Below are 18804 nucleotides of genomic sequence, written 5' to 3'. Positions count from 1 at the left end.
CATTTGCTGCGCAGCGTACAGGGGATTGTACTCCGTAGTATGGACTATGGAGAGGGAAATAAGATTATTAGTTTATTCACCCCCGAGCTGGGTAAGGTTGGTGTCATGGCTCGGGGTGCGAAGAAAGTGAAAAGTCGACATGCCGCCGTTACGCAGCTTTTTACGTACGGCGATTTTGTTTTTTTCAAACAAAGGGGTCAGATGGGGTCTCTGAATAGTGCTGAGATTATCGAAGCCCATCATGCTTTACGAGAAGATTTACATATGTCTGCGCATGCTTCTTATTTGGTGGAGATGACAGACCGGATGCTTGGTGACGAAGAGGGCAGCACTTATATATTTGAGCAACTGAAAGCTGGACTAATGGCTATTGAAGAGGGCAAGGACATGCAGATCGTCGTTCATCTCTATGAAATGAAGATGTTTGATCTAGCCGGCTATCTTCCTGTGACCAATGCTTGTGTCTCCTGTGGAGAAACTTCGGGGATTACGACCTTTAGTCCTGCAATGGGTGGGACTTTATGTGCTCGCTGTCGATACAAAGATACCGCGGCTATTCCTATCGGTGAAGGAGCGCTTAAGCTTTTGAAAATATTTCCTCGCATGGATATGCGGAGACTTGGTGCCGTTCAGGTAAAGGATGAAACGAAAGCGCAGCTGAAGACTTGTATGCGAGCTTACATGGATATCCATATTGGTGTTCAGTGGAAATCAAGAGGCTTTATTGAACAAATGGAAAAATACAACATATAGTGTTGATTCTAATTTGACATGTGATTTCGGCTTTGATATGATGTGGTGGAAATCACCTCGCCCTTGTGCTGTCCGCATATCGGTGAGGTTTTTCTCATGCTTTCGTTCTGTTTACATCAACTTTACATACAAATGACTAATGTAGGGCCTCGTCCCTGCTGAAAGGGGCTTAGGGAAATGGATCACCCACTACCTACTCGCGTATATGTAGTTTCTGATTCAGTTGGGGAAACAGGAGAATCAGTCGTGCGTGCCGCTGCGATGCAGTTTCATCCTGTACCCGTTGAAATTATGAGAGCTCCATTTATCCATGATTTTGAAGGAATAGATAAAGTCATCAATGCGATTAGGATACATGGCGGAATTGTCGTGTTTACATTGGTTATACCTGAATTGCGAGACGATCTGATAGCCAAGGCGAAGGAGTACGATATCCCACATATTGACTTACTTGGGCCAGTTGTTGCTACCTTAGGGCAAGCATTACACCAAGAGCCTCGCAGACAACCGGGTATGATTCATCCGCTCGATGAGGATTATTTCAAAAAAGTTGAAGCGGTTGAATTCGCAGTCAAATATGATGACGGTCGGGATTTTAGCGGCATACAAAAAGCAGACATCATCTTATTAGGTGTTTCTCGGACGTCCAAAACACCCTTATCGATGTACTTGGCGCACAAAAGATTTAAAGTCGCCAATGTTCCATTGGTACCGGAAATGCAGCCGCCTGCTGCGATTTATACGGTTCCAAAGGATAAGATCATTGGGCTGCGGATTGACCCGGATAAATTGAATGTCATACGTCAAGAACGGCTGCGAACATTAGGGCTAGCAGAAAATGCAACCTACGCCAATGTAGAACGTATTAAAATAGAACTGGCTTTTGCTGACAAAATTATGAGCAAAATCGGTTGCGTCATCTTTGATGTTTCCAACCGTGCCGTTGAAGAGACAGCAAGTTTAATCATGGACCATATCGAACGAGTCCAGTAAGGTTTTATGTTTTCCCTTGCAGGATTTTTTGTAAGTCCATCGTATATAATAGTACGGTGAGATTTCTTCTAGAGAGCAGGGGCTGAACTGTATGCGAGCGAGAAGTATTATCGTTGATGCCGATGCTTGTCCAGTAAAATCTGAAATTGAGCAAGCAGGTAGGCAGTTTGGTGTACAAGTTGTGCTAGTTGCTTCTTTCGATCATCGGATGAAGGAGAACCCAGGCGTGAAGGTCGTTCAAGTGGACCGTTCTGATCAATCTGTCGATTTATATATTGCCAATCAGATTCAGCAAGGTGATATTTTGGTGACACAAGATTTTGGACTCGCCGCCTTAGGATTGGCTAAGGGATCTATTTGCTTAACGAATCGAGGGCAGGAATATACCGATAGTTCGATTGATTTCCTATTGGATCGTCGTCACGCATCGGCCAAAATGCGCAGAAGCGGAAAGCATTCGAAGGGGCCAAAACCTTTTACGGAGGCAGATCGTCAAAATTTTCTACATGGTTTGACAAAACTTTTAAAATATTTGCAGGAAATCGAAAACAAGTAGCGAATAGTAATTAGTCGGAAAAGCGACCTGAATTGTAGGTGGAACGAAAATGAGGTACGGACGCATACCTGAAGAGGTCATTGAGGCTGTACTTAAGCGCCATGACATTGTTGATGTCATTGGTAGGCACGTACATTTGAGCAAGCAAGGGCATTATATGAAGGGGCTATGCCCGTTCCACTCTGAGAAAAGTCCTTCATTCACTGTCACACCAGAAAAACAAATTTATCGTTGTTTTGGTTGTAATGTGGGTGGGAATCTGATTCGATTCGTAATGGAAATCGAAGGACTTAGCTTCGCCGAGGCCATAAGTAAGCTGGCAGAAGAAGCGGATATCCCAATCACTTGGGAGGAAGCAACAGAGGAGCAAAATGAACAGCAGCAAGAGAAAGCAACCTTGTTAAAAGCTTATGATTTTACAGCGAAATTGTACAATTATATACTTGGGAACACGGAACAAGGCAAAGTGGCAAAAGGTTATTTGGCCTCAAGAGGAATTTCGGATAAGCTGATCGAAACCTTCCAAATTGGTTATGCACCGGCCATGTGGGACACACTCGTTCAACAGCTAGATAAACGAGAGTTCGACTTAGCCCTGATGGAGAAGGGCGGTTTAATCTCTGCCAAACATGAAGGTAACGGCTATGTGGATAAATTCCGGGAACGCATCATGTTCCCTATTTGCGACTCTACTGGCAAAGTTATCGCATTCGGAGGCAGATCGATGGGCGATGCGCAGCCCAAATATTTAAATAGTCCGGAAACCATTCTTTTTAATAAAAGCCGGACAATGTATAACCTCCATCTGGCTAGACCTAATATGCGTAAGCTTCAACAAGCAGTTCTCTTTGAAGGCTATGTGGATGTCATTAAAGCATGGGAAGCGGGAATTAGTAATGGTGTCGCCACGATGGGGACAGCATTAACGAAGGAACATGCCGCTCTGCTGAACCGTAACGCTGACCAAATCGTCATTTGTTATGACGGGGATAACGCAGGACAATCAGCAGCATTCAAAAGTATTCCTATTCTAGAAGAGACAGGCAGCCGAGTCACGGTAGCCATGCTGCCAGACGGCAAGGATCCAGATGATTATGTAAGAAACTATGGTTTTGACCGATTCGTACGGGAGATTATTGAACCAGCCGTACCATCGATGAAATATAAGCTATTATACATCCGCAAAAATTTTAAGTTGCATGAGGACGGTGACAGACTTCGTTATCTGCAATCTGCTGTGAAATTAATCAGTCATCTTCAATCTCCGATGGAACGTGAACATTATTTGAAACAATTGGCTTCTGAATTCCCGGAATCTTCGTATGAGGCGATGAAGTTAGACCTTCACGAAATCTTGCTGCAATCGGAAAAAAACCGACCAGAGGGGGATAATAAACCAATTCTGTGGAATAATGTTATGAATAATGGGAGAACAGTGGAACGAACACTCAAAAAATCACCATCACTTTTGCCCGCTTATCATAATGCAGAACGGTTGATATTGGCGGTAATGATGCATGACCGTGACGTCTGCTCACAAGTGGAAGCACAATTAGGTGATCAATTCAATGTTGAAGCTCACGCAGTCTTAGCTGCTTATTTATATGCTTACTACGCTCAGAATGCTGAGCCGGATGCAAGCCGATACATTGCCATGCTGCAAGACGAACAGCTGGAGAGCTTGGCTAGTTCCATTGTAATGATGGGTGCTGGTCATGGAATTAACGAACAAGTGATTGACGACTATATTCGCCAAATTCGCAAAGTTCCAATGCAAGAAGAAGTTGAACGCAAGAAAGAAGAACGAGTTCGTGCAGAACGCGCGGGCGACCATCTTAAAGCTGCACAAATTGCTATTGAAATTATTGCCCTAGAAAAACGATTGAAGTCAACTTAGTATTACTGCAATGACTAGGGAGGAGGGAGTCCGTACCATGGCGAATGATCAGCGTACAGAACTAGAGACAGAATTGACCCTGGACCAGGTGAAAGACCAGCTAATTGAGCAGGGGAAAAAGCGGTCCTCACTAACTTACAAGGATATTATGGAGAAATTAGCTCCCTTTGATCAGGATCCTGAACAAATCGATGAGTTTTTCGAACAGCTTTCGGAGCAAGGGATCGATGTAGGGAACGAATCCGATGAGGATTCCATGAATCCAGAAGAAAATGAGCGCGATGAGTTTAACTTCGATGATGATCTGGCCTTACCGCCAGGGATTAAGATTAATGATCCAGTTCGGATGTATTTGAAGGAAATTGGTCGAGTACCGCTTCTTTCCGCGGAAGATGAAGTAGGGTTAGCCAAACGGATTGAAAATGGGGATGAAGAAGCGAAGAGACGTTTAGCAGAAGCTAACCTTAGACTCGTTGTCAGTATCGCCAAAAGATATGTAGGTCGAGGCATGCTGTTCCTAGATTTGATTCAAGAAGGTAATATGGGGCTTATTAAAGCTGTGGAAAAGTTTGACCATACCAAAGGATATAAGTTTAGTACGTATGCGACATGGTGGATTCGTCAAGCGATTACCCGTGCCATTGCGGACCAAGCGAGAACGATACGTATTCCGGTACATATGGTCGAAACGATTAATAAACTTATCCGTGTTTCCCGTCAATTGCTGCAAGAATTAGGGCGTGAACCTACACCGGAAGAGATTGCCAAAGAGATGGATTTGAGCACAGATAAAGTACGTGAAATCATGAAGATTGCACAAGAGCCTGTGTCGTTAGAAACACCGATTGGTGAGGAAGACGATTCTCACTTGGGAGATTTCATTGAGGATCAAGAAGCGTTGGCACCAGCTGATGCTGCCGCGTATGAGCTTCTGAAGGAACAGCTTGAGGACGTTCTGGATACGTTGACGGAAAGAGAAGAGAATGTACTTCGCTTACGTTTTGGACTAGATGATGGACGTACACGTACGCTTGAAGAAGTAGGTAAAGTTTTCGGTGTTACACGTGAACGGATTCGTCAGATCGAAGCTAAAGCTTTGCGGAAGTTGAGACACCCAAGCCGTAGCAAACGGTTAAAGGATTTCTTGGAATAAAGACGCTGTGAGAGGGCCCTGCCAATTCGGCGGGGTCTTTTTTTATTATAAAAACTACTACTAAAGCCAGAGGAAGAATTCACCGATAAAGTAGCTAGGAAGGTGAGCGAATAAATGGATGCAGAGAAACGAAAAGTGATTGTCAGTGAAATCCATCATTGGCGCAGAAGCAAATTGCTTCCTGAGCATTACTGCGATTTCCTAATAAATTTGTATGTGGATGAATCAACGCCTAAACCTGCTTCATTAATGGGGGTATCCGCATCCTCGGTAGCGAACAGTAATTGGAAAATATGGTTGGCCATTATGGCGGTGATTGCCGCTCTTGCCTTATCTGCTCTTAATTTTAACTCTTTTGGATTGCCAATGCAAATTGGAATTTCCACGATTTTTGTCATCATTTGTTATGCATTTGCATATCGGCATTATCAGAAAGCACCAGTTATTTCTTATTTGCTCTGTGGTGTTTCTTCGATTGCTTTGCTTTTTCTCGGTTTGTATTTATTAGATTTGTATGAAGTGAGTTCATCTTATGCCTATGTTGGTTATTTAGCTTTTTGTAGTAGTGTCTGGCTGTTTAATGGGTTAGTAGGCCGTATGGCCATTTTCCAGATATGCGGCTGGCTGGGGCTAGTCGGTACATATGGGTGGCTATTGCTGCACAAGCTTGACAGTCCTGGGTGGTTCTCACTTGAAATTAGTTGGATTCCGGTTAGTATTGTACTTATATGGATGGCTTGGCTTGCGCATCATACGAATAAGCAAGCAGCTAGCGTGCTTCTGTTAGTTGGGAGTATTGTATGGTTTGCTCCTGAAGCGATGACGTTTCTAACAGATGTCAATATGAGTTCTCGTCTCATTCAATTATCGTTTACAGGCAAGTTAGTTTCTGCAGGCGTGGCATTATTTTTGCTGCGTAAAAAATGGGTAGAGTGGGTAATGTAACATATGGTGAAATTATCGAAAAGACTGCAAATGATTGCAGACCGAGTTCCATTAGGCTCAAAGGTAGCGGACATTGGTTCCGATCATGCCCTATTGCCAACGTATTTGGCACAACAGGGTATTATTTTGTTTGCTGTGGCTGGCGAGGTGAATCCAGGGCCTTTTGAAGCGGCAACAAGACAAGTTCTAGAAAGCGGATTGTCCAAGAAAATCAGTGTAAGATCCGGTGATGGACTCGCCGTTATTGAGGCTGGAGAAGTCAATGTCATTACGATCGCCGGAATGGGCGGAAGTTTGATGGCGAGTATTTTGGAAGCTGGAAAGCATAAGCTGCAAGGCGTCACTCATCTCATTTTGCAGCCCAATGTCGGTGAAGATCATGTGCGGCGTTGGTTGCTGCAGCAGGGTTGGAATCTGGAATCCGAAACGATTCTAGAGGAAGACGGTAAGATTTATGAGATATTGACAGCCATAGCTGTGCCGGATGCGGAAAAGGATACATTGAATGTTCTTTACGCTGAACGTCAACTGCCAGGTGGGGTTAGGGTATCGAAGGAACGCTTGCTTCAAATGGGGCCATACTTCATCAGCGAGGCTCCAGAAGTATGGTTTATCAAGTGGGAAAGCGAACTGAAAAAGTTGGCCATGATTAAAGGGCAGCTCCAACTATCCTCCGCAGAAGCGTCTGTTGCTAAGGCAGAGCAGGTCGGTCAAGAAATGAAGGAAATAAAGGAGGTACTCGCTTGTTTGCAAAAGGTCAAACCGTAATCCAGCTGTTTGAACAGCTGGCGCCGAAGCATTATGCGATGCCTGATGATAAAATAGGCTTACAGCTAGGGTCTTTGCAGAAGGAAATCCAAAAGGTCCTCGTAGCCTTGGATGTCACCGATGAAGTGGTTGAAGAAGCCATTCAGCAAGGCGCTAATCTTATTATTGCTCATCATGCGATTATTTTCAGACCGCTCGCTCATCTGCAAACGGATACGCCTGCCGGTCGTTTATATGAAAAATTAATTAAGCATGACATCGCTGTCTATATCGCTCATACGAATTTGGATGTGGCTGAAGGCGGCATTAACGATATGATGGCTGATAAGCTCGGTTTGACGGAGCTTACTCATCTGGAGGATGTGCATACGGAGAAGCTGCAGAAGCTGGTTGTTTTCGTGCCTGAGACGCATCACCAGGCTGTGCTGGATGCCCTTTTCACCGCGGGAGCGGGTGGAATCGGGCAGTACAGCCACTGCAGCTTTAACATCCCCGGAACGGGGACGTTCCTGCCGCAAGAAGGGACGCACCCGTTTATCGGGGAAGCAGGCAAGCTTGAACGCGTAGAGGAAGTACGCGTAGAGACCATCGTAACCGCCAGCGTCCAGCGCAAGGCGGTTCAGGCTCTATTGAAGGCCCACCCCTATGAGGAGGTGGCCTATGACCTCTACCCGATGGACCTCAAGGGTAGAGTGTTCGGTCTAGGCCGCGTGGGCAAGCTGCCCGCGGCTAAGACTCTTCGCGAGCTGACGGAGCTCGCGAAGCAGGTGTTCGACGTGCCGGCGGTGCGCGTCGTAGGCGATTTGGAACGGCCCATCCGTAAGGTGGCCGTTCTGGGGGGCTCTGGCGGCCGCTACATGCGGCACGCCTTGTTCGCCGGCGCCGATGTGCTGGTCACCGGCGACATCGACTACCACACCGCGCACGATGCGCTTGCGGCGGGTTTGGCTTTGATCGACGTTGGACATAACGTCGAGAAGATCATGAAGCGCGGCGTAGCGGATTATCTCGCCGCGCAGTTGGCCAAGACGGACACGCAGGTGCTGGCATCCGAGGTCGAAACAGAGCCATTCCAGTTCCTGTAGGGATTAGGGCTAGATTGCTCAAAAGCCTATTTCTTGGCATGCCTTATTTACCTTCTGAGTTTCAAATGGTATTTGAGGAAACGATCAGCAGTTGTATTTCGAAGGCATTCTTAGTATACTAGCAAATGCACCGGAAAGTTTGACAGACAATCGCTGGCTGTGGGTAAGCCACAGCGAGAGGAAAGTCCGGGCTCCATAAGGCAGGGTGCTGGATAACGTCCAGTCAACGCGAGTTGAAGGATAGGGCCACAGAAATGGACCGCCGATGGTTTCCCGCAAGGGATTCACAGGCAAGGGTGGAACCGTGGTGTAAGAGACCACGAGGTTCTATGGTGACATAGATCCTGGTAAACCCCACTTGGAGCAAGACCTAGAGGAACGCAAGCCGCTTTCGAGGTGGCAGTCTTAGCCTGAGACGCGTTCGGGTTGGTCGCTTGAGCTGTGCAGCAATGTATGGCCTAGATAGATGATTGTCACTTCAATGGTGGCAGGGGACAGACGCCCGCTATGACCACTGGAAGTACAGAACCCGGCTTACGGCAAACTTTCCATACTGTCGGTTACCCGCAAGGCTTAGGCCCTGCGGGTATTTAATTTTTCTAGAAAAAAAATAGGAGCCTCCAGAAGCTTCTATTTTCACAAAAAGTGAGTAAAGAAGCGGAATAAGAGTCCCCAAAGGCTTCTATTTGATACTTAGACCAGTGTTTAAGTTAAGTTTATCCGAATAAGAGCCTCCAGAAGCTTCTATTTTCGCAAAAAGTGGCTAATGAAGAGAAATAAGAGTCCTTTAGAGGCTCTTGTTTTACTTTAGAGAAGAGTTCAAGTTTTACAAAGCGGCAAGGATAAAAGGAAGATCTTGAAACGAAGCGAAATTAGCTCAAAGGCATCCACTGATGAGCGATTCCCTACAAAATGCTGTAATAATCGTGCAAGAATTAGCACGTACATTTGATCAAAAAGGGGCTGTCCCAAAAGTGCTCGCACATGATTGAGCATGTCCCAAATATAAACAAAAGAACCTCCAATTCCACTACTAAAGTGGGAGATGGAGGTTCTTTTTACATATGAATCTGATTCTAAGTGGGGGCTCAAAAATCATAAATTGACTTTTGGGACAGCCCCTTTACTTTAATAGGCATACTTTTTCGTAATGAGATGCATTTGACGAGATAGGTTTTGCGGAAAGTAAGAAATCTGCTGTGAGCTTTGTTCCGCCATTTTTACAGCTTTCACAACATCTATTAATCCGAAGCCGAAGTATTTGTCTCTGCCTTTTGTACCGAGGTCTTGTGCGGATTGTTTAATGATTTCGTAAACCTCCGTGTTTTTCAAACCAGGATTCGTAGAACGAACCAAGGCTGCCAAAGCAGTGACATGTGGGCTAGCCATGGATGTACCCGATAACGCGGCGTATTGATTATTTGGATACGTACTTGCGATACTGACACCGGGTGCCGTCACAGCAATATAGTCGCCATAATTTGAAAAGGGCGCCTTGTTATTTTGAGAATCACTCGCGGCCACAGCTAACACTTCCGGATAAGCGGCTGGAAAACCAGGTCTTTCTGTATTGTCGTTGCCGCTCGCCGCGATGAGTGCCACATCTTTATTGTAGGCATATCGGATGGCGTCGTGGAGAAAGCTTGAATCCGCATAATTGCCAAGGCTGAGATTCATGACTTTAGCGCCGTGATCAGCAGCCCAAATGATACCTTGAGCGACTGAATAGGTACTGCCTGCTCCAGTTTGATCTAAAACTTTGACTGGTAATACTTTGTTATACCAAGTCATACCCGCTACACCTAGATTGTTGTTAACTAATGCAGAAATAACACCTGTGACATGAGTACCATGTCCAACATCATCCTGCGGGTTGTCATTATCACTAATGACATTATAGCCAGGCAAAAGTTTAGAAGTCAGATCAGGGTGCTTCAAGTCAACTCCTGTGTCGACAACAGCGACGATCACATCTTTCGAACCACGCGATAATTGCCATCCCTGAACAGTCTCGATAAGAGGCAAGTTCCATTGATACCTACTGTATAGATTATCATTAGGCATAAAATTAGCCGTTATATCAGTTGAGGTCGAACTCGAGGCTCCCGAATCTGTCTGACTGGAGTCATCTTTATTCGCAGCTTCTTCTTGATCGTCATAATAATCATTTGTTAAGTAGAGGAAATGAGGCTCTACATAGACGACATCCCATTTTTTGAAATAAGCCATTAATGCTTTGGCTTCCATGCTTTGCGTGCGGAATACATACGTATAACCGAGTTTTTGGGCGGAAATGGCTTTTATTTCGTTTTTGATTTGTGTCAGCTGAGTTTCCGTTGGATCCTGCTTGAAGCGGACCACTACTTCATTTTGATGATAGTGGCTTGTTCCTTGATTATCCTCAGGATGATCGACGACTTTATCTTGTAAAGTGTCCGTATCCACTGACTCGACTTTCCAACGATTTTCACTAGGATAAGGCTCTAGGCGTAAGTTTTTCAACTGGTGATCAGTTACTTGATGAAGAATATCCTGATGAATAACACCTACTAAGGAGCTGTCTCTATTAGTTGAAGGAGTGCCCTGAACGAAATAAATTTGCTGCGCCGCGCCGAATTTAGGTGATTGGTAATGTTTTCCTTCATCGACGGCTAGTTTAGCTTCCTTTAAATAGGAAAGGGCCTGTTCTTTATAAGAACTTGGCACTTCACCTACTGTAATCCCTTTTTCCAAAGGTTGGCTTTGCTTCGACCAAATAAGCACATCCATTTTTTCATGTTCTTTTTTCATTTCACTTAGCACTGTTAAAGCTGGCTCTCCGCTTTCAATTTTGCTAAGCATTCGCGAATAATCGATGGAACATTGGCTTCTACATAGATCATCAGTCAGCTTAACGTCTTGTTCCAGAAGAGATAACTTTGCAGTTGTTTCGTACTTTGTACTGTACACTTCGGGTCCAGGTTGGTTCTCGTTATTTGAATGGTGTGGGAAAAGGATAATGCCTAAACCAAGAACTAAAGTCATAGATGACAGATAACGCCACATAAACAGCTCCTCCTTCTAAACGTGCTTAGTATTCCGCTGACGAAACGAATTACCTTTGACTAGGGTGAGGAGCGGAGGATTGTTTTATACATGGAAACTGGAGTTTTACATATACCACTTCGGGTTAATTTATGGTAGGATAGGAATAGCGCAATTATAGGAGGTCTTCATAAATGGCTGTTTTTAATGTGAAAAATATTTGTGATTCAACGCGTACGAAGTTAAAAGAAACGACTGCCAAAATGGAGCTGTTTCTGAATCAAAATTCGCTCGCACAGTTAAATGTGGAGAATGATCCTGCTATGGATGAGTTTTACCGCGGTTATTTGCAGGATACTCGCCATCTATTAGTATTTTGTGAAGTGGCGTACGAGAAATTGGGCGTTAGCTTGAGACGTCCTACTTTTAATGTGGATTTTTCGGAAAAAGTACTGTATGAGGTTTATCATACATGTGTCAATACATTTTTCTACCCTAAAAATGAATGCTACTCTGAAGATGGTCGTTATGCTTATACAGGACAAGATGCTATTCGTTTCCGCAAAAAGCCATCACGTGAAGTGCGCGATTTAACGATTGAGCTGTCCAAAGTATTCGAGGAACTTCGTGAAGATTTGTCTTACTATGAAACAGATTACATCACTCAACGTCGTATGCAAGGCGAAAAAGTATAATTTTAATTGAATTGGCAAATACAAGAAGGGATGCGACTATAAGCGCATCCTTTTTCTTTTAAAGGAGACATGATGCATGGAGCGTGAACAATTAATCAACAGCAGTATCTCGATTATTAAGCTGAACCAGCATCCTAGCGGTGGTTATGTAGCTTCACCGTTATTTCCGCCGTACTCTTACAGTTGGCTCAGAGATGGGACTTTTATCGCGAATGCGATGGATCGCTCTATGGAAACCGAAAGTGCTGAGCTATTCTATCGCTGGGTACATCATGTTTTGAAGGACAAGCGTCCGCGTGTGGATGCGTTAATTCGTAAACAGGAAGCCAAAGAATGGATAGACCGCTCCGAATTTTTTGGAACACGTTATCATTTAGATGGCCGTGATGATGTATCAGAGTGGGGACATTTTCAACTGGATGGTTATGGAGCGTGGCTATGGGGTCTTACGGAACATATTCGTATAACAGGTCATTCCGAGCTCTTAAATGAGTTGCGAGAGAGTATTGAGATAACTGTTGATTATTTGATGACGTTCTGGCATTTTCCGAATTTTGATTGTTGGGAAGAGTTTCCTGATTACGTTCATCCGGCTACATTAGCATGTGTTTATGGCGGTTTAAAGGCACTTGGTGAACTAGAGAATCGTCCTCCACTGCTAGAGAAAGCGGCGTTGATAAAAAAGTTTATCATGGATCATGCCGTCTATGAGGGGCGTTTCGTTAAATCTATTCATTGCTTGGAAGAAGTATGGCAGCCTGCTTTAAATGGCGTGGATGCAAGTCTGTTGTGGCTGACCGTTCCTTTCGGTGTCTGTGAAGTTAATGATCCTATTATGTTGAAGACGGTACAAGCTATTGAAGCTGACCTCAAGCATGAAGGTATCCAAAGATATGTCGAGGATCGCTATTATGGGGGCGGAGAGTGGCTGCTGCTTACTGCATGGTATGGATGGTACCAGGCGAAGCTGGGTAATCGTGAAGAGGCTCAGCGATGCTTAGATTGGGTAATGAGTAAAGCAGATAAGCTTGGCCGATTGCCGGAGCAAGTCGCGGAAAGCCTTAGAGATCCCTCATCTCACCCGGAATGGATTGCCAAATGGGGAGAGCCAGCGCTGCCGCTTCTTTGGTCTCAAGCGATGTTCTTGGTGCTTTCTGACAGCTTAAAATAAGCATAGTTCGCCCTGATAGCGGGCAAATTGTTAAAGGGGTGATGATTATGCCGGATGTAAAATGTGCAGTTGCCAATTGCGAATATTGGGCGCAAGGCAACAACTGTAGTGCAGGAACGATTATGATTGAAGTCGATCAGCATGCTGCCGCCAATTATAATGAAGAGTTTGCAGGGGAATCATTTGATACGGATCATCAAGATGCAGCAAACAAAGTAGCTAATACTTGCTGCCACACTTTCAAAGCTAAGAATAAACATTAAGGTGCGTAACATGGAGGCAGCATGAATAAAGACGATGTCCCTCTAGATCATGCCACCAAGGAGCGGTTCCAAAAAGATCAGCTCCGCGTTGAAAGCGGATTGAACCATAAGGAAGAATACGCAGCCGAAATTACAGCACCTACGCGAAGAATTAACTATGCCGAGCAATATAAGGCCAATAAGCCAGAGAGGCTTGAAACCCACTCTGAAGTGTCTGATGAAGAGGTTGCAGAATTGGTAGAGGCTGTCACGCGTAATAAAGCAGTAGGCTATGTCGCTTTGTTCGTTGCCTTGGCTTCCCTTTTTGTGTGGCCTGTGTTGCTAGGTATTTCGGGTATATTGCTTGGCGTTATTGCGTTCTTTATGGGGAATAAAAGACTAGGGTCTTGGTCAATCGCGCTTGGTTTTATTGCCGTCGCCGCCTATTTTTTGTTAGTACCCTTTTATGCATGACCGATTTCAAGCAAGCCGAGAGATCGGCTTGTTTTTGTTTTTTTCTGAAAAAAATCGCGTAAATTCGCGTTTCAAAGTGATAAATAGCGGGTAGAGACTCATTATGGCATCGTTTTAATGCGTATACTCCCATTTGCTCGTACTATTTGGCTTCAGGAGTCATATTCGCACCTTTGAATGATTACAGTATTATTATATAATGAAAAGTGATAATTCAAATTCAAATCGAAATTAAGGGAGGTGTACCTATTCTCCTTGGTGCGGTAAACGTGCTTGATAGGGGATAGGTAAGGTATTGGAAGATCCTTTGCCCGGAACGTTAATCAGTTTTCTGTTAATGTTTGGACTGGTCATATTAAATGGTTTTTTTGTCGCAGCTGAATTCGCGATGGTCAAGGTAAGAGGTAGTCGCATTGATTCGCTTGTTGGAGAAGGTCGCCGCAATGCGAAATTTGCACAAGGAATCATGAATAATCTTGACGCCTACTTAGGTGCTTGTCAGCTCGGGATTACACTCACTTCGTTGGGACTTGGTTATGTCGGGGAACCGACGTTCGCCAAAATTCTGGAACCATTATTCGCTCCTCTGAATTTGCCAGAATCGGTGTTCCATACGATTACCTTCATTATAGCTTTCTCCTTAATGACCACATTGCATATTACATTAGGCGAACAGTTCCCTAAGACGTATGCGATTCGTAAAGCTGAACAAATAACTCTGCTATCTGCAGGGCCCATGGTATTTTTCTACAAAGTGATGTATCCGTTTATTTGGTTATTGAATGGTATTTCGAACTGGATGTTACGACGTGCGGGAATCGAGCCTGCAACTGAACATGAATCGGCGCATACGGAGGATGAAATTCGTGTCCTTATGAAAGAAAGTCACAAAAACGGACTTATAGATAATACAGAGCTCACGCTTGTTGATAATATATTTGGATTTGCAGAGACGACTGCCAGGGAAATTATGATCCCAAGAACAGAAATGGAATGTTTGTATGCCGGACTTTCCTATTCTGAGAATCTTGCGATCGCCATCAAAGAAATGCGTACGCGCTACCCGGTATGTGATCCGGACAAAGACAATATTATTGGCTTCGTCCACATCAAGGATTTACTCAAGCCGGATGCGAACCTGAGAGGGATCAAGAAAATTATCCGACCGATAACGACGGTGCCAGATTCGATTCTTATTAGTGATTTGTTAAAAATGATGCAGAAACGAAAAAGTCAGATGGCACTGCTCATAGATGAGTACGGTGGAACATCAGGTCTTGTGACACTGGAAGACATTATGGAAGAAATTGTTGGAGAAATTCAAGATGAGTTCGATGAAGAGCGTCCTACAATCGAAATCAAGGATGAAAACACCTTTTCCATTGACGGATTGCTGCTAATTGATGAAGTGAATGAGTATTTCGGACTTGAAATTGAGTCGGATGATTATGATACAATTGGTGGATGGATTTACTCGAAAACAGAGATACCGCCAAGCAAGAACCAGCAAGTAAGTTACAACGATGAGTTTATATTTATTGTTGAAGAGACAGATCATCTGCGGATTTCTCGTGTCATGGTAAGAAAATTGTCGGATGAGAGTGAGTTACTACAGCAAAACATTTCTTGAGATAGAAGAGAGACTGTCAATTGACGGTCTCTTTTCTTATGATTCTTTATAAATTGGGGATGGTCGTCAGGGCACAAAACGTGTACAATGAAGACAACATGAATGGATAGAAACGAGGTCTGACGGATGAATAGCACGAACAGCATTGATCCTAGAGTAATGAAAGAACTGCTCCAGCTTCAGTTGATGAGTAAAATGAGTTTGCTTTCCGGTGAAACCGCGGCATCAAGTACGGATGATTCAGGTGATTTTAGTGCATTGCTCGACACGATCATGGGGCAATCCAACGGAACTGGCGTTACAAGCCAAGACACTTTATCATCCATGGTAGGTAACACAACAAACAGTATGCCAAGTTCTTTAGGGGCTTTGAATAGAGCTTATACACCGCTACAATCCGTGAGCAAAGCATCCTCGGTCTCACAGTTTGACGGTTTAATCCAAGAGGCAAGTCATAAATACGGTGTGGATACATCGCTAGTCAAGGCGGTTATTCAGCAAGAATCAGAATTCAATCACCAGGCCGTATCGCCGGCAGGTGCCAAAGGTTTAATGCAGCTTATGGACGGGACAGGCGGAGGCTTCGGAGTAACGAACCCATTTGATCCTAAGCAAAATGTAGATGCGGGTACTCATTTCCTTAGCAACTTAATTAAGAAGTACAACGGAAATGAAGGGGTTGCTCTTGCAGCTTATAATGCAGGACCTGGACGTGTTGACCGATTAGGCATCAAGACCGATCAGGATCTTGCAAACAAGCTCCATTTACTACCAAGAGAAACGCAAGACTACATCACTAAAGTGATGGGTCACAGGCAGAATTTTTCGTTATAATCATTAGCTAATAAGCTGATTTTCGCATGTTTATGCGGAGGTCGGCTTTTTGTGTTATCCGAGAATGCTTGAGTTATGCCCTATTTTAGGCTTTAATGATGAAAGGAATTGAAATTGATTGTGCGCGGCAGCTAGAGCGTGAAGAAGGGGAATCAACAAAAAATGCTTTATTTGGACTACGCGGCGACAACGCCGCTTTATGAGGAAGTCATTGATACGATAGCCGAAGTGATGAAGGAACATTATGGAAATCCATCTTCAATTCATCGATTAGGCATACAAGCGGAGAAGCTGCTAAACAGCTCCAAAGAGGTGATTGCAGGAGCATTAGGTGTGCTGCCTGCTGAAATTATATGTACGTCTGGCGGGACGGAAAGTAATAATTTGGCGATTAAAGGTGCCGTTTACAGCTATCAAAACCGCGGAAAGCATCTCATTACTACGCAAATCGAACACTCTTCGGTGAAAGAAGTTTTTCTCGAACTGGAACGTGAGGGTTTTCGAGTTACTTATTTACCTGTGAATAGCAAGGGGTGCGTTGAGCTAGAGAGCCTTCAAGCAGCAATAACAGAAGACACCATCCTTGTTAGCGTGATGTATGTCAATAATGAAGTAGGAACGATTCAGCCAATCCAAGAAATCGGCCGATGGTTAGCTCAATTTCCAAAGGTGTTATTTCATGTTGATGCCGTTCAAGGCATTGCAAAGCTTCCTTTTCAACCTAAAGAGTGGGGCGTTGACTTATGTAGTGCATCTGCTCATAAATTCAGAGGACCTAAAGGAGTTGGATTTCTATACCGCAGAGAGGGTGTGCAGCTTAAGCCGCTGCTTCTAGGGGGCGGTCAAGAATATGGTATTCGCTCCGGTACGGAGAACATCCCACTCATTGTAGGAATGGCCAAAGCACTGCGTCTTTCCGTAGACAACCTTACAGCCAAAACAGAGCATAAGTATCGGTTAAGACGCTTGATTGTGGATGGTATCTCATCAATCCCTGAGCTTACCCTTACAGGATCCGAACAGGAAGAGGAGATGGCTCCCCATATTGTTCACTTTGCCTTCGTTGGAATGAAGGCTGAGGTTGTCGTTCACGCTCTCGAGCAGCGGCAAGTATACATTTCTACGAAATCAGCCTGTGCTTCAGAGGAATCAGATCCAAGTACGGTGATGCTAGCTTTAGGCTGTAGTCGAGAGAGAGCTGTTAGCGGACTTAGAATCAGCTTCTCTGACGAACATCAAGAAGAAGAGATAGCGTTATTTGTCACCGCATTGCGGGAGGTCGTAAAGGATCTTACTCCCATGCTCAGCAAATCATCAGTCAGAAGGGGGAACCGAAGATGAAACCGGATTGTTTAATTTTGCGCTTTGGCGAGATGATGCTCAAAGGGAAAAATCGTAAGCGTTTTGAGAGAAGCGTCATGACTCAAATTCGTAAAGTTTTAGGTTCATTTCCTGATTTAAGGTATATTCCCGAGTTTGGACGCGTATATGTGGAGCTAGGGGGAGCAGCTTATGAAGAAGCTTCAGCAGCTTTGCAGCGCGTTTTTGGACTTGCGTCGTTTAGTCCTGCCTATCATGCTCCTATGGAGGTCGAAGCCATTCAAGAGATGGCGCTGCGTATGATGCAGGCTTTGCCTAAACAACCTGCAACCTTTAAAGTTACCGTTCGCAGAGTGAACAAATCATTTCCAATTGATTCACAGCGAATGAATTATTTGGTTGGAGGCTATGTGCTCCAAGCTTCACCGGGTCTTCAAGTGGATGTACATAATCCAGAGGTTGAGCTGCGGGTGGAGATTCGCGATGAGCAAGTACTCATGTATGTAGAGGTTATTGAGGGGGCAGGAGGATTCCCGTCTGGAACGAGTGGTAAAGCGCTGTTGATGCTATCTGGGGGAATTGATAGCCCGGTTGCCGGTTGGTTAGCGATGCGTAAGGGACTTTCCATTGAGGCTATTCACTTTCATAGTTATCCTTACACAAGCGAGCGTGCGAAGGATAAAGTGATTGAACTGGCGCATCAGCTATCTGCTTATACGGATTCCTTGAAGCTTCATCTGGTTCCATTCACGGAAGTGCAGACATCTATCCACCGCGAATATCAAGATAATTTATTAGTAACGCTTATACGAAGGGCGATGTATCGTATTGCCGAACAAATTGCAGAACGAGAAGGTCTAAGTGCGTTAGTTACCGGTGAAAGCTTAGGTCAGGTGGCTAGTCAAACGCTGCCAAGCCTAAACGTCATAGGGCGCGTTGTAACGCTGCCGCTTCTACAGCCGCTCATGATGATGGACAAGCAAGAGATTATTCGAATAGCCGAATCCATAGGTACTTTCCCGATCTCAATTTTGCCTTATGAGGATTGCTGTTCCTTATTTCTTCCTCCATCCCCAAGTACCAATCCTAACCTGCGTATGGTTGAGAAAATCGAAATGAGCATGGACTTCTTATCTGAATTAATTGAGAAAGCTGTCTTACAAACAGAAACCATTGAAATTGTTCATGGACAAATGAAGAAGGTGTCGGACTTAATATAGGGATCTTTGAGCGTAGCTCAAAGTCTCTCCACTTCTAGCCTATT

17 protein-coding genes and 1 other RNA gene are annotated in these 18804 nt (G+C 44.5%); 17 read left to right on the top strand and 1 reads right to left on the bottom strand.

Annotation, left to right across the window (positions count from 1 at the left end; all coding sequences use genetic code 11):
• Window positions 1–3: 3 nt before the first annotated feature.
• The 9 genes from recO to rnpB all read left to right on the top strand — a co-directional run bounded on the left by recO (window position 4) and on the right by rnpB (window position 8702).
• Complete coding sequence (gene recO / locus ASG85_RS02515) at window positions 4–753, top strand: DNA repair protein RecO (protein ID WP_057303090.1); 750 nt, start codon at window positions 4–6, stop codon at window positions 751–753.
• Between the two features lie 177 nt (window positions 754–930).
• On the top strand, window positions 931–1746 hold the full coding sequence (locus ASG85_RS02510; RefSeq protein WP_057303089.1) for a pyruvate, water dikinase regulatory protein: 816 nt from the start codon (window positions 931–933) through the stop codon (window positions 1744–1746).
• Window positions 1747–1837: 91 nt separating this feature from the next.
• On the top strand, window positions 1838–2302 hold the full coding sequence (locus tag ASG85_RS02505) for a YaiI/YqxD family protein (RefSeq protein WP_057303088.1): 465 nt from the start codon (window positions 1838–1840) through the stop codon (window positions 2300–2302).
• 49 nt (window positions 2303–2351) lie between these two features.
• Complete coding sequence (dnaG, locus tag ASG85_RS02500; RefSeq protein ID WP_060645271.1) at window positions 2352–4199, top strand: DNA primase; 1848 nt, start codon at window positions 2352–2354, stop codon at window positions 4197–4199.
• Window positions 4200–4236: 37 nt separating this feature from the next.
• A complete protein-coding gene (gene rpoD, locus ASG85_RS02495; RefSeq protein WP_028558036.1) occupies window positions 4237–5352 on the top strand; it encodes an RNA polymerase sigma factor RpoD in 1116 nt (371 codons plus the stop codon).
• A 114-nt stretch (window positions 5353–5466) separates the two neighbouring features.
• Window positions 5467–6297, top strand: coding sequence for a hypothetical protein (locus tag ASG85_RS02490; RefSeq protein WP_060645270.1), 831 nt, complete (start codon window positions 5467–5469; stop codon window positions 6295–6297).
• Between the two features lie 3 nt (window positions 6298–6300).
• Window positions 6301–7065 carry a tRNA (adenine(22)-N(1))-methyltransferase gene (locus ASG85_RS02485; RefSeq protein WP_057303085.1) on the top strand — a complete coding sequence of 255 codons (765 nt, stop codon included), beginning with the start codon at window positions 6301–6303 and terminating at the stop codon, window positions 7063–7065.
• A complete protein-coding gene (locus tag ASG85_RS02480) occupies window positions 7041–8150 on the top strand; it encodes a Nif3-like dinuclear metal center hexameric protein (protein WP_057303084.1) in 1110 nt (369 codons plus the stop codon). The genes ASG85_RS02485 and ASG85_RS02480 overlap by 25 nt, the downstream gene beginning before the upstream one ends.
• Before the next feature lie 134 nt (window positions 8151–8284).
• Window positions 8285–8702: RNase P RNA component class A (rnpB, locus tag ASG85_RS02475), an RNA gene on the top strand.
• Window positions 8703–9278: 576 nt separating this feature from the next.
• Here rnpB and ASG85_RS02470 read toward each other — a convergent pair.
• Window positions 9279–11195 carry a S8 family peptidase gene (locus ASG85_RS02470; RefSeq protein WP_060645269.1) on the bottom strand — a complete coding sequence of 639 codons (1917 nt, stop codon included), beginning with the start codon at window positions 11193–11195 and terminating at the stop codon, window positions 9279–9281.
• A gap of 173 nt (window positions 11196–11368) precedes the next feature.
• Between ASG85_RS02470 and ASG85_RS02465 the strand changes: the two genes are divergently transcribed.
• From ASG85_RS02465 to thiI, 8 genes are all read left to right on the top strand, one after another.
• Complete coding sequence (locus ASG85_RS02465) at window positions 11369–11869, top strand: YpuI family protein (protein WP_029195899.1); 501 nt, start codon at window positions 11369–11371, stop codon at window positions 11867–11869.
• 76 nt (window positions 11870–11945) lie between these two features.
• Window positions 11946–13040 carry a glycoside hydrolase family 15 protein gene (locus ASG85_RS02460; protein ID WP_060645268.1) on the top strand — a complete coding sequence of 365 codons (1095 nt, stop codon included), beginning with the start codon at window positions 11946–11948 and terminating at the stop codon, window positions 13038–13040.
• 47 nt (window positions 13041–13087) lie between these two features.
• Entirely contained in the window at window positions 13088–13303 is a 216-nt protein-coding gene (locus ASG85_RS02455) for a DUF1540 domain-containing protein (protein ID WP_029195901.1), read from the top strand.
• A 21-nt stretch (window positions 13304–13324) separates the two neighbouring features.
• Entirely contained in the window at window positions 13325–13756 is a 432-nt protein-coding gene (locus tag ASG85_RS02450) for a hypothetical protein (RefSeq protein WP_057303081.1), read from the top strand.
• Between the two features lie 337 nt (window positions 13757–14093).
• A complete protein-coding gene (locus ASG85_RS02445) occupies window positions 14094–15386 on the top strand; it encodes a hemolysin family protein (protein WP_057303234.1) in 1293 nt (430 codons plus the stop codon).
• A gap of 126 nt (window positions 15387–15512) precedes the next feature.
• Window positions 15513–16220, top strand: coding sequence for a lytic transglycosylase domain-containing protein (locus ASG85_RS02440; protein ID WP_057303080.1), 708 nt, complete (start codon window positions 15513–15515; stop codon window positions 16218–16220).
• 162 nt (window positions 16221–16382) lie between these two features.
• Window positions 16383–17561: a cysteine desulfurase family protein gene (locus ASG85_RS02435; RefSeq protein ID WP_060645267.1), complete on the top strand. Its 1179-nt coding sequence runs from the start codon at window positions 16383–16385 to the stop codon at window positions 17559–17561.
• Window positions 17558–18760 (top strand): tRNA uracil 4-sulfurtransferase ThiI, encoded by a 1203-nt coding sequence (thiI, locus tag ASG85_RS02430; RefSeq protein ID WP_060645266.1) that lies wholly within the window; start codon window positions 17558–17560, stop codon window positions 18758–18760. Before ASG85_RS02435 ends, thiI begins: the two co-directional genes overlap by 4 nt.
• The last annotated feature ends 44 nt before the right edge of the window (window positions 18761–18804 follow it).

Source organism: Paenibacillus sp. Soil724D2 (genome assembly GCF_001427935.1).
Lineage (GTDB): Bacteria > Bacillota > Bacilli > Paenibacillales > NBRC-103111 > Paenibacillus_E.
The sequence above is the reverse complement of the archived record's forward strand: the minus strand, read 5'-3'. Positions and strand labels throughout refer to the sequence as shown.

What these genes read in the sequence shown, in the direction of transcription:
- ASG85_RS02445 (WP_057303234.1), top strand. Translation starts at nt 14,094, where the DNA reads ATGTTTGGACTGGTCATATTAAATGGTTTTTTTGTCGCAGCTGAATTC.
- ASG85_RS02450 (WP_057303081.1), top strand. Translation starts at nt 13,325, where the DNA reads ATGAATAAAGACGATGTCCCTCTAGATCATGCCACCAAGGAGCGGTTC.
- ASG85_RS02455 (WP_029195901.1), top strand. Translation starts at nt 13,088, where the DNA reads ATGCCGGATGTAAAATGTGCAGTTGCCAATTGCGAATATTGGGCGCAA.
- ASG85_RS02440 (WP_057303080.1), top strand. Translation starts at nt 15,513, where the DNA reads ATGAATAGCACGAACAGCATTGATCCTAGAGTAATGAAAGAACTGCTC.
- ASG85_RS02465 (WP_029195899.1), top strand. Translation starts at nt 11,369, where the DNA reads ATGGCTGTTTTTAATGTGAAAAATATTTGTGATTCAACGCGTACGAAG.
- ASG85_RS02460 (WP_060645268.1), top strand. Translation starts at nt 11,946, where the DNA reads ATGGAGCGTGAACAATTAATCAACAGCAGTATCTCGATTATTAAGCTG.
- ASG85_RS02435 (WP_060645267.1), top strand. Translation starts at nt 16,383, where the DNA reads ATGCTTTATTTGGACTACGCGGCGACAACGCCGCTTTATGAGGAAGTC.
- ASG85_RS02505 (WP_057303088.1), top strand. Translation starts at nt 1,838, where the DNA reads ATGCGAGCGAGAAGTATTATCGTTGATGCCGATGCTTGTCCAGTAAAA.
- rpoD (WP_028558036.1), top strand. Translation starts at nt 4,237, where the DNA reads ATGGCGAATGATCAGCGTACAGAACTAGAGACAGAATTGACCCTGGAC.
- dnaG (WP_060645271.1), top strand. Translation starts at nt 2,352, where the DNA reads ATGAGGTACGGACGCATACCTGAAGAGGTCATTGAGGCTGTACTTAAG.
- thiI (WP_060645266.1), top strand. Translation starts at nt 17,558, where the DNA reads ATGAAACCGGATTGTTTAATTTTGCGCTTTGGCGAGATGATGCTCAAA.
- ASG85_RS02510 (WP_057303089.1), top strand. Translation starts at nt 931, where the DNA reads ATGGATCACCCACTACCTACTCGCGTATATGTAGTTTCTGATTCAGTT.
- ASG85_RS02470 (WP_060645269.1), bottom strand. Translation starts at nt 11,195, where the DNA reads ATGTGGCGTTATCTGTCATCTATGACTTTAGTTCTTGGTTTAGGCATT.
- ASG85_RS02485 (WP_057303085.1), top strand. Translation starts at nt 6,301, where the DNA reads ATGGTGAAATTATCGAAAAGACTGCAAATGATTGCAGACCGAGTTCCA.
- ASG85_RS02490 (WP_060645270.1), top strand. Translation starts at nt 5,467, where the DNA reads ATGGATGCAGAGAAACGAAAAGTGATTGTCAGTGAAATCCATCATTGG.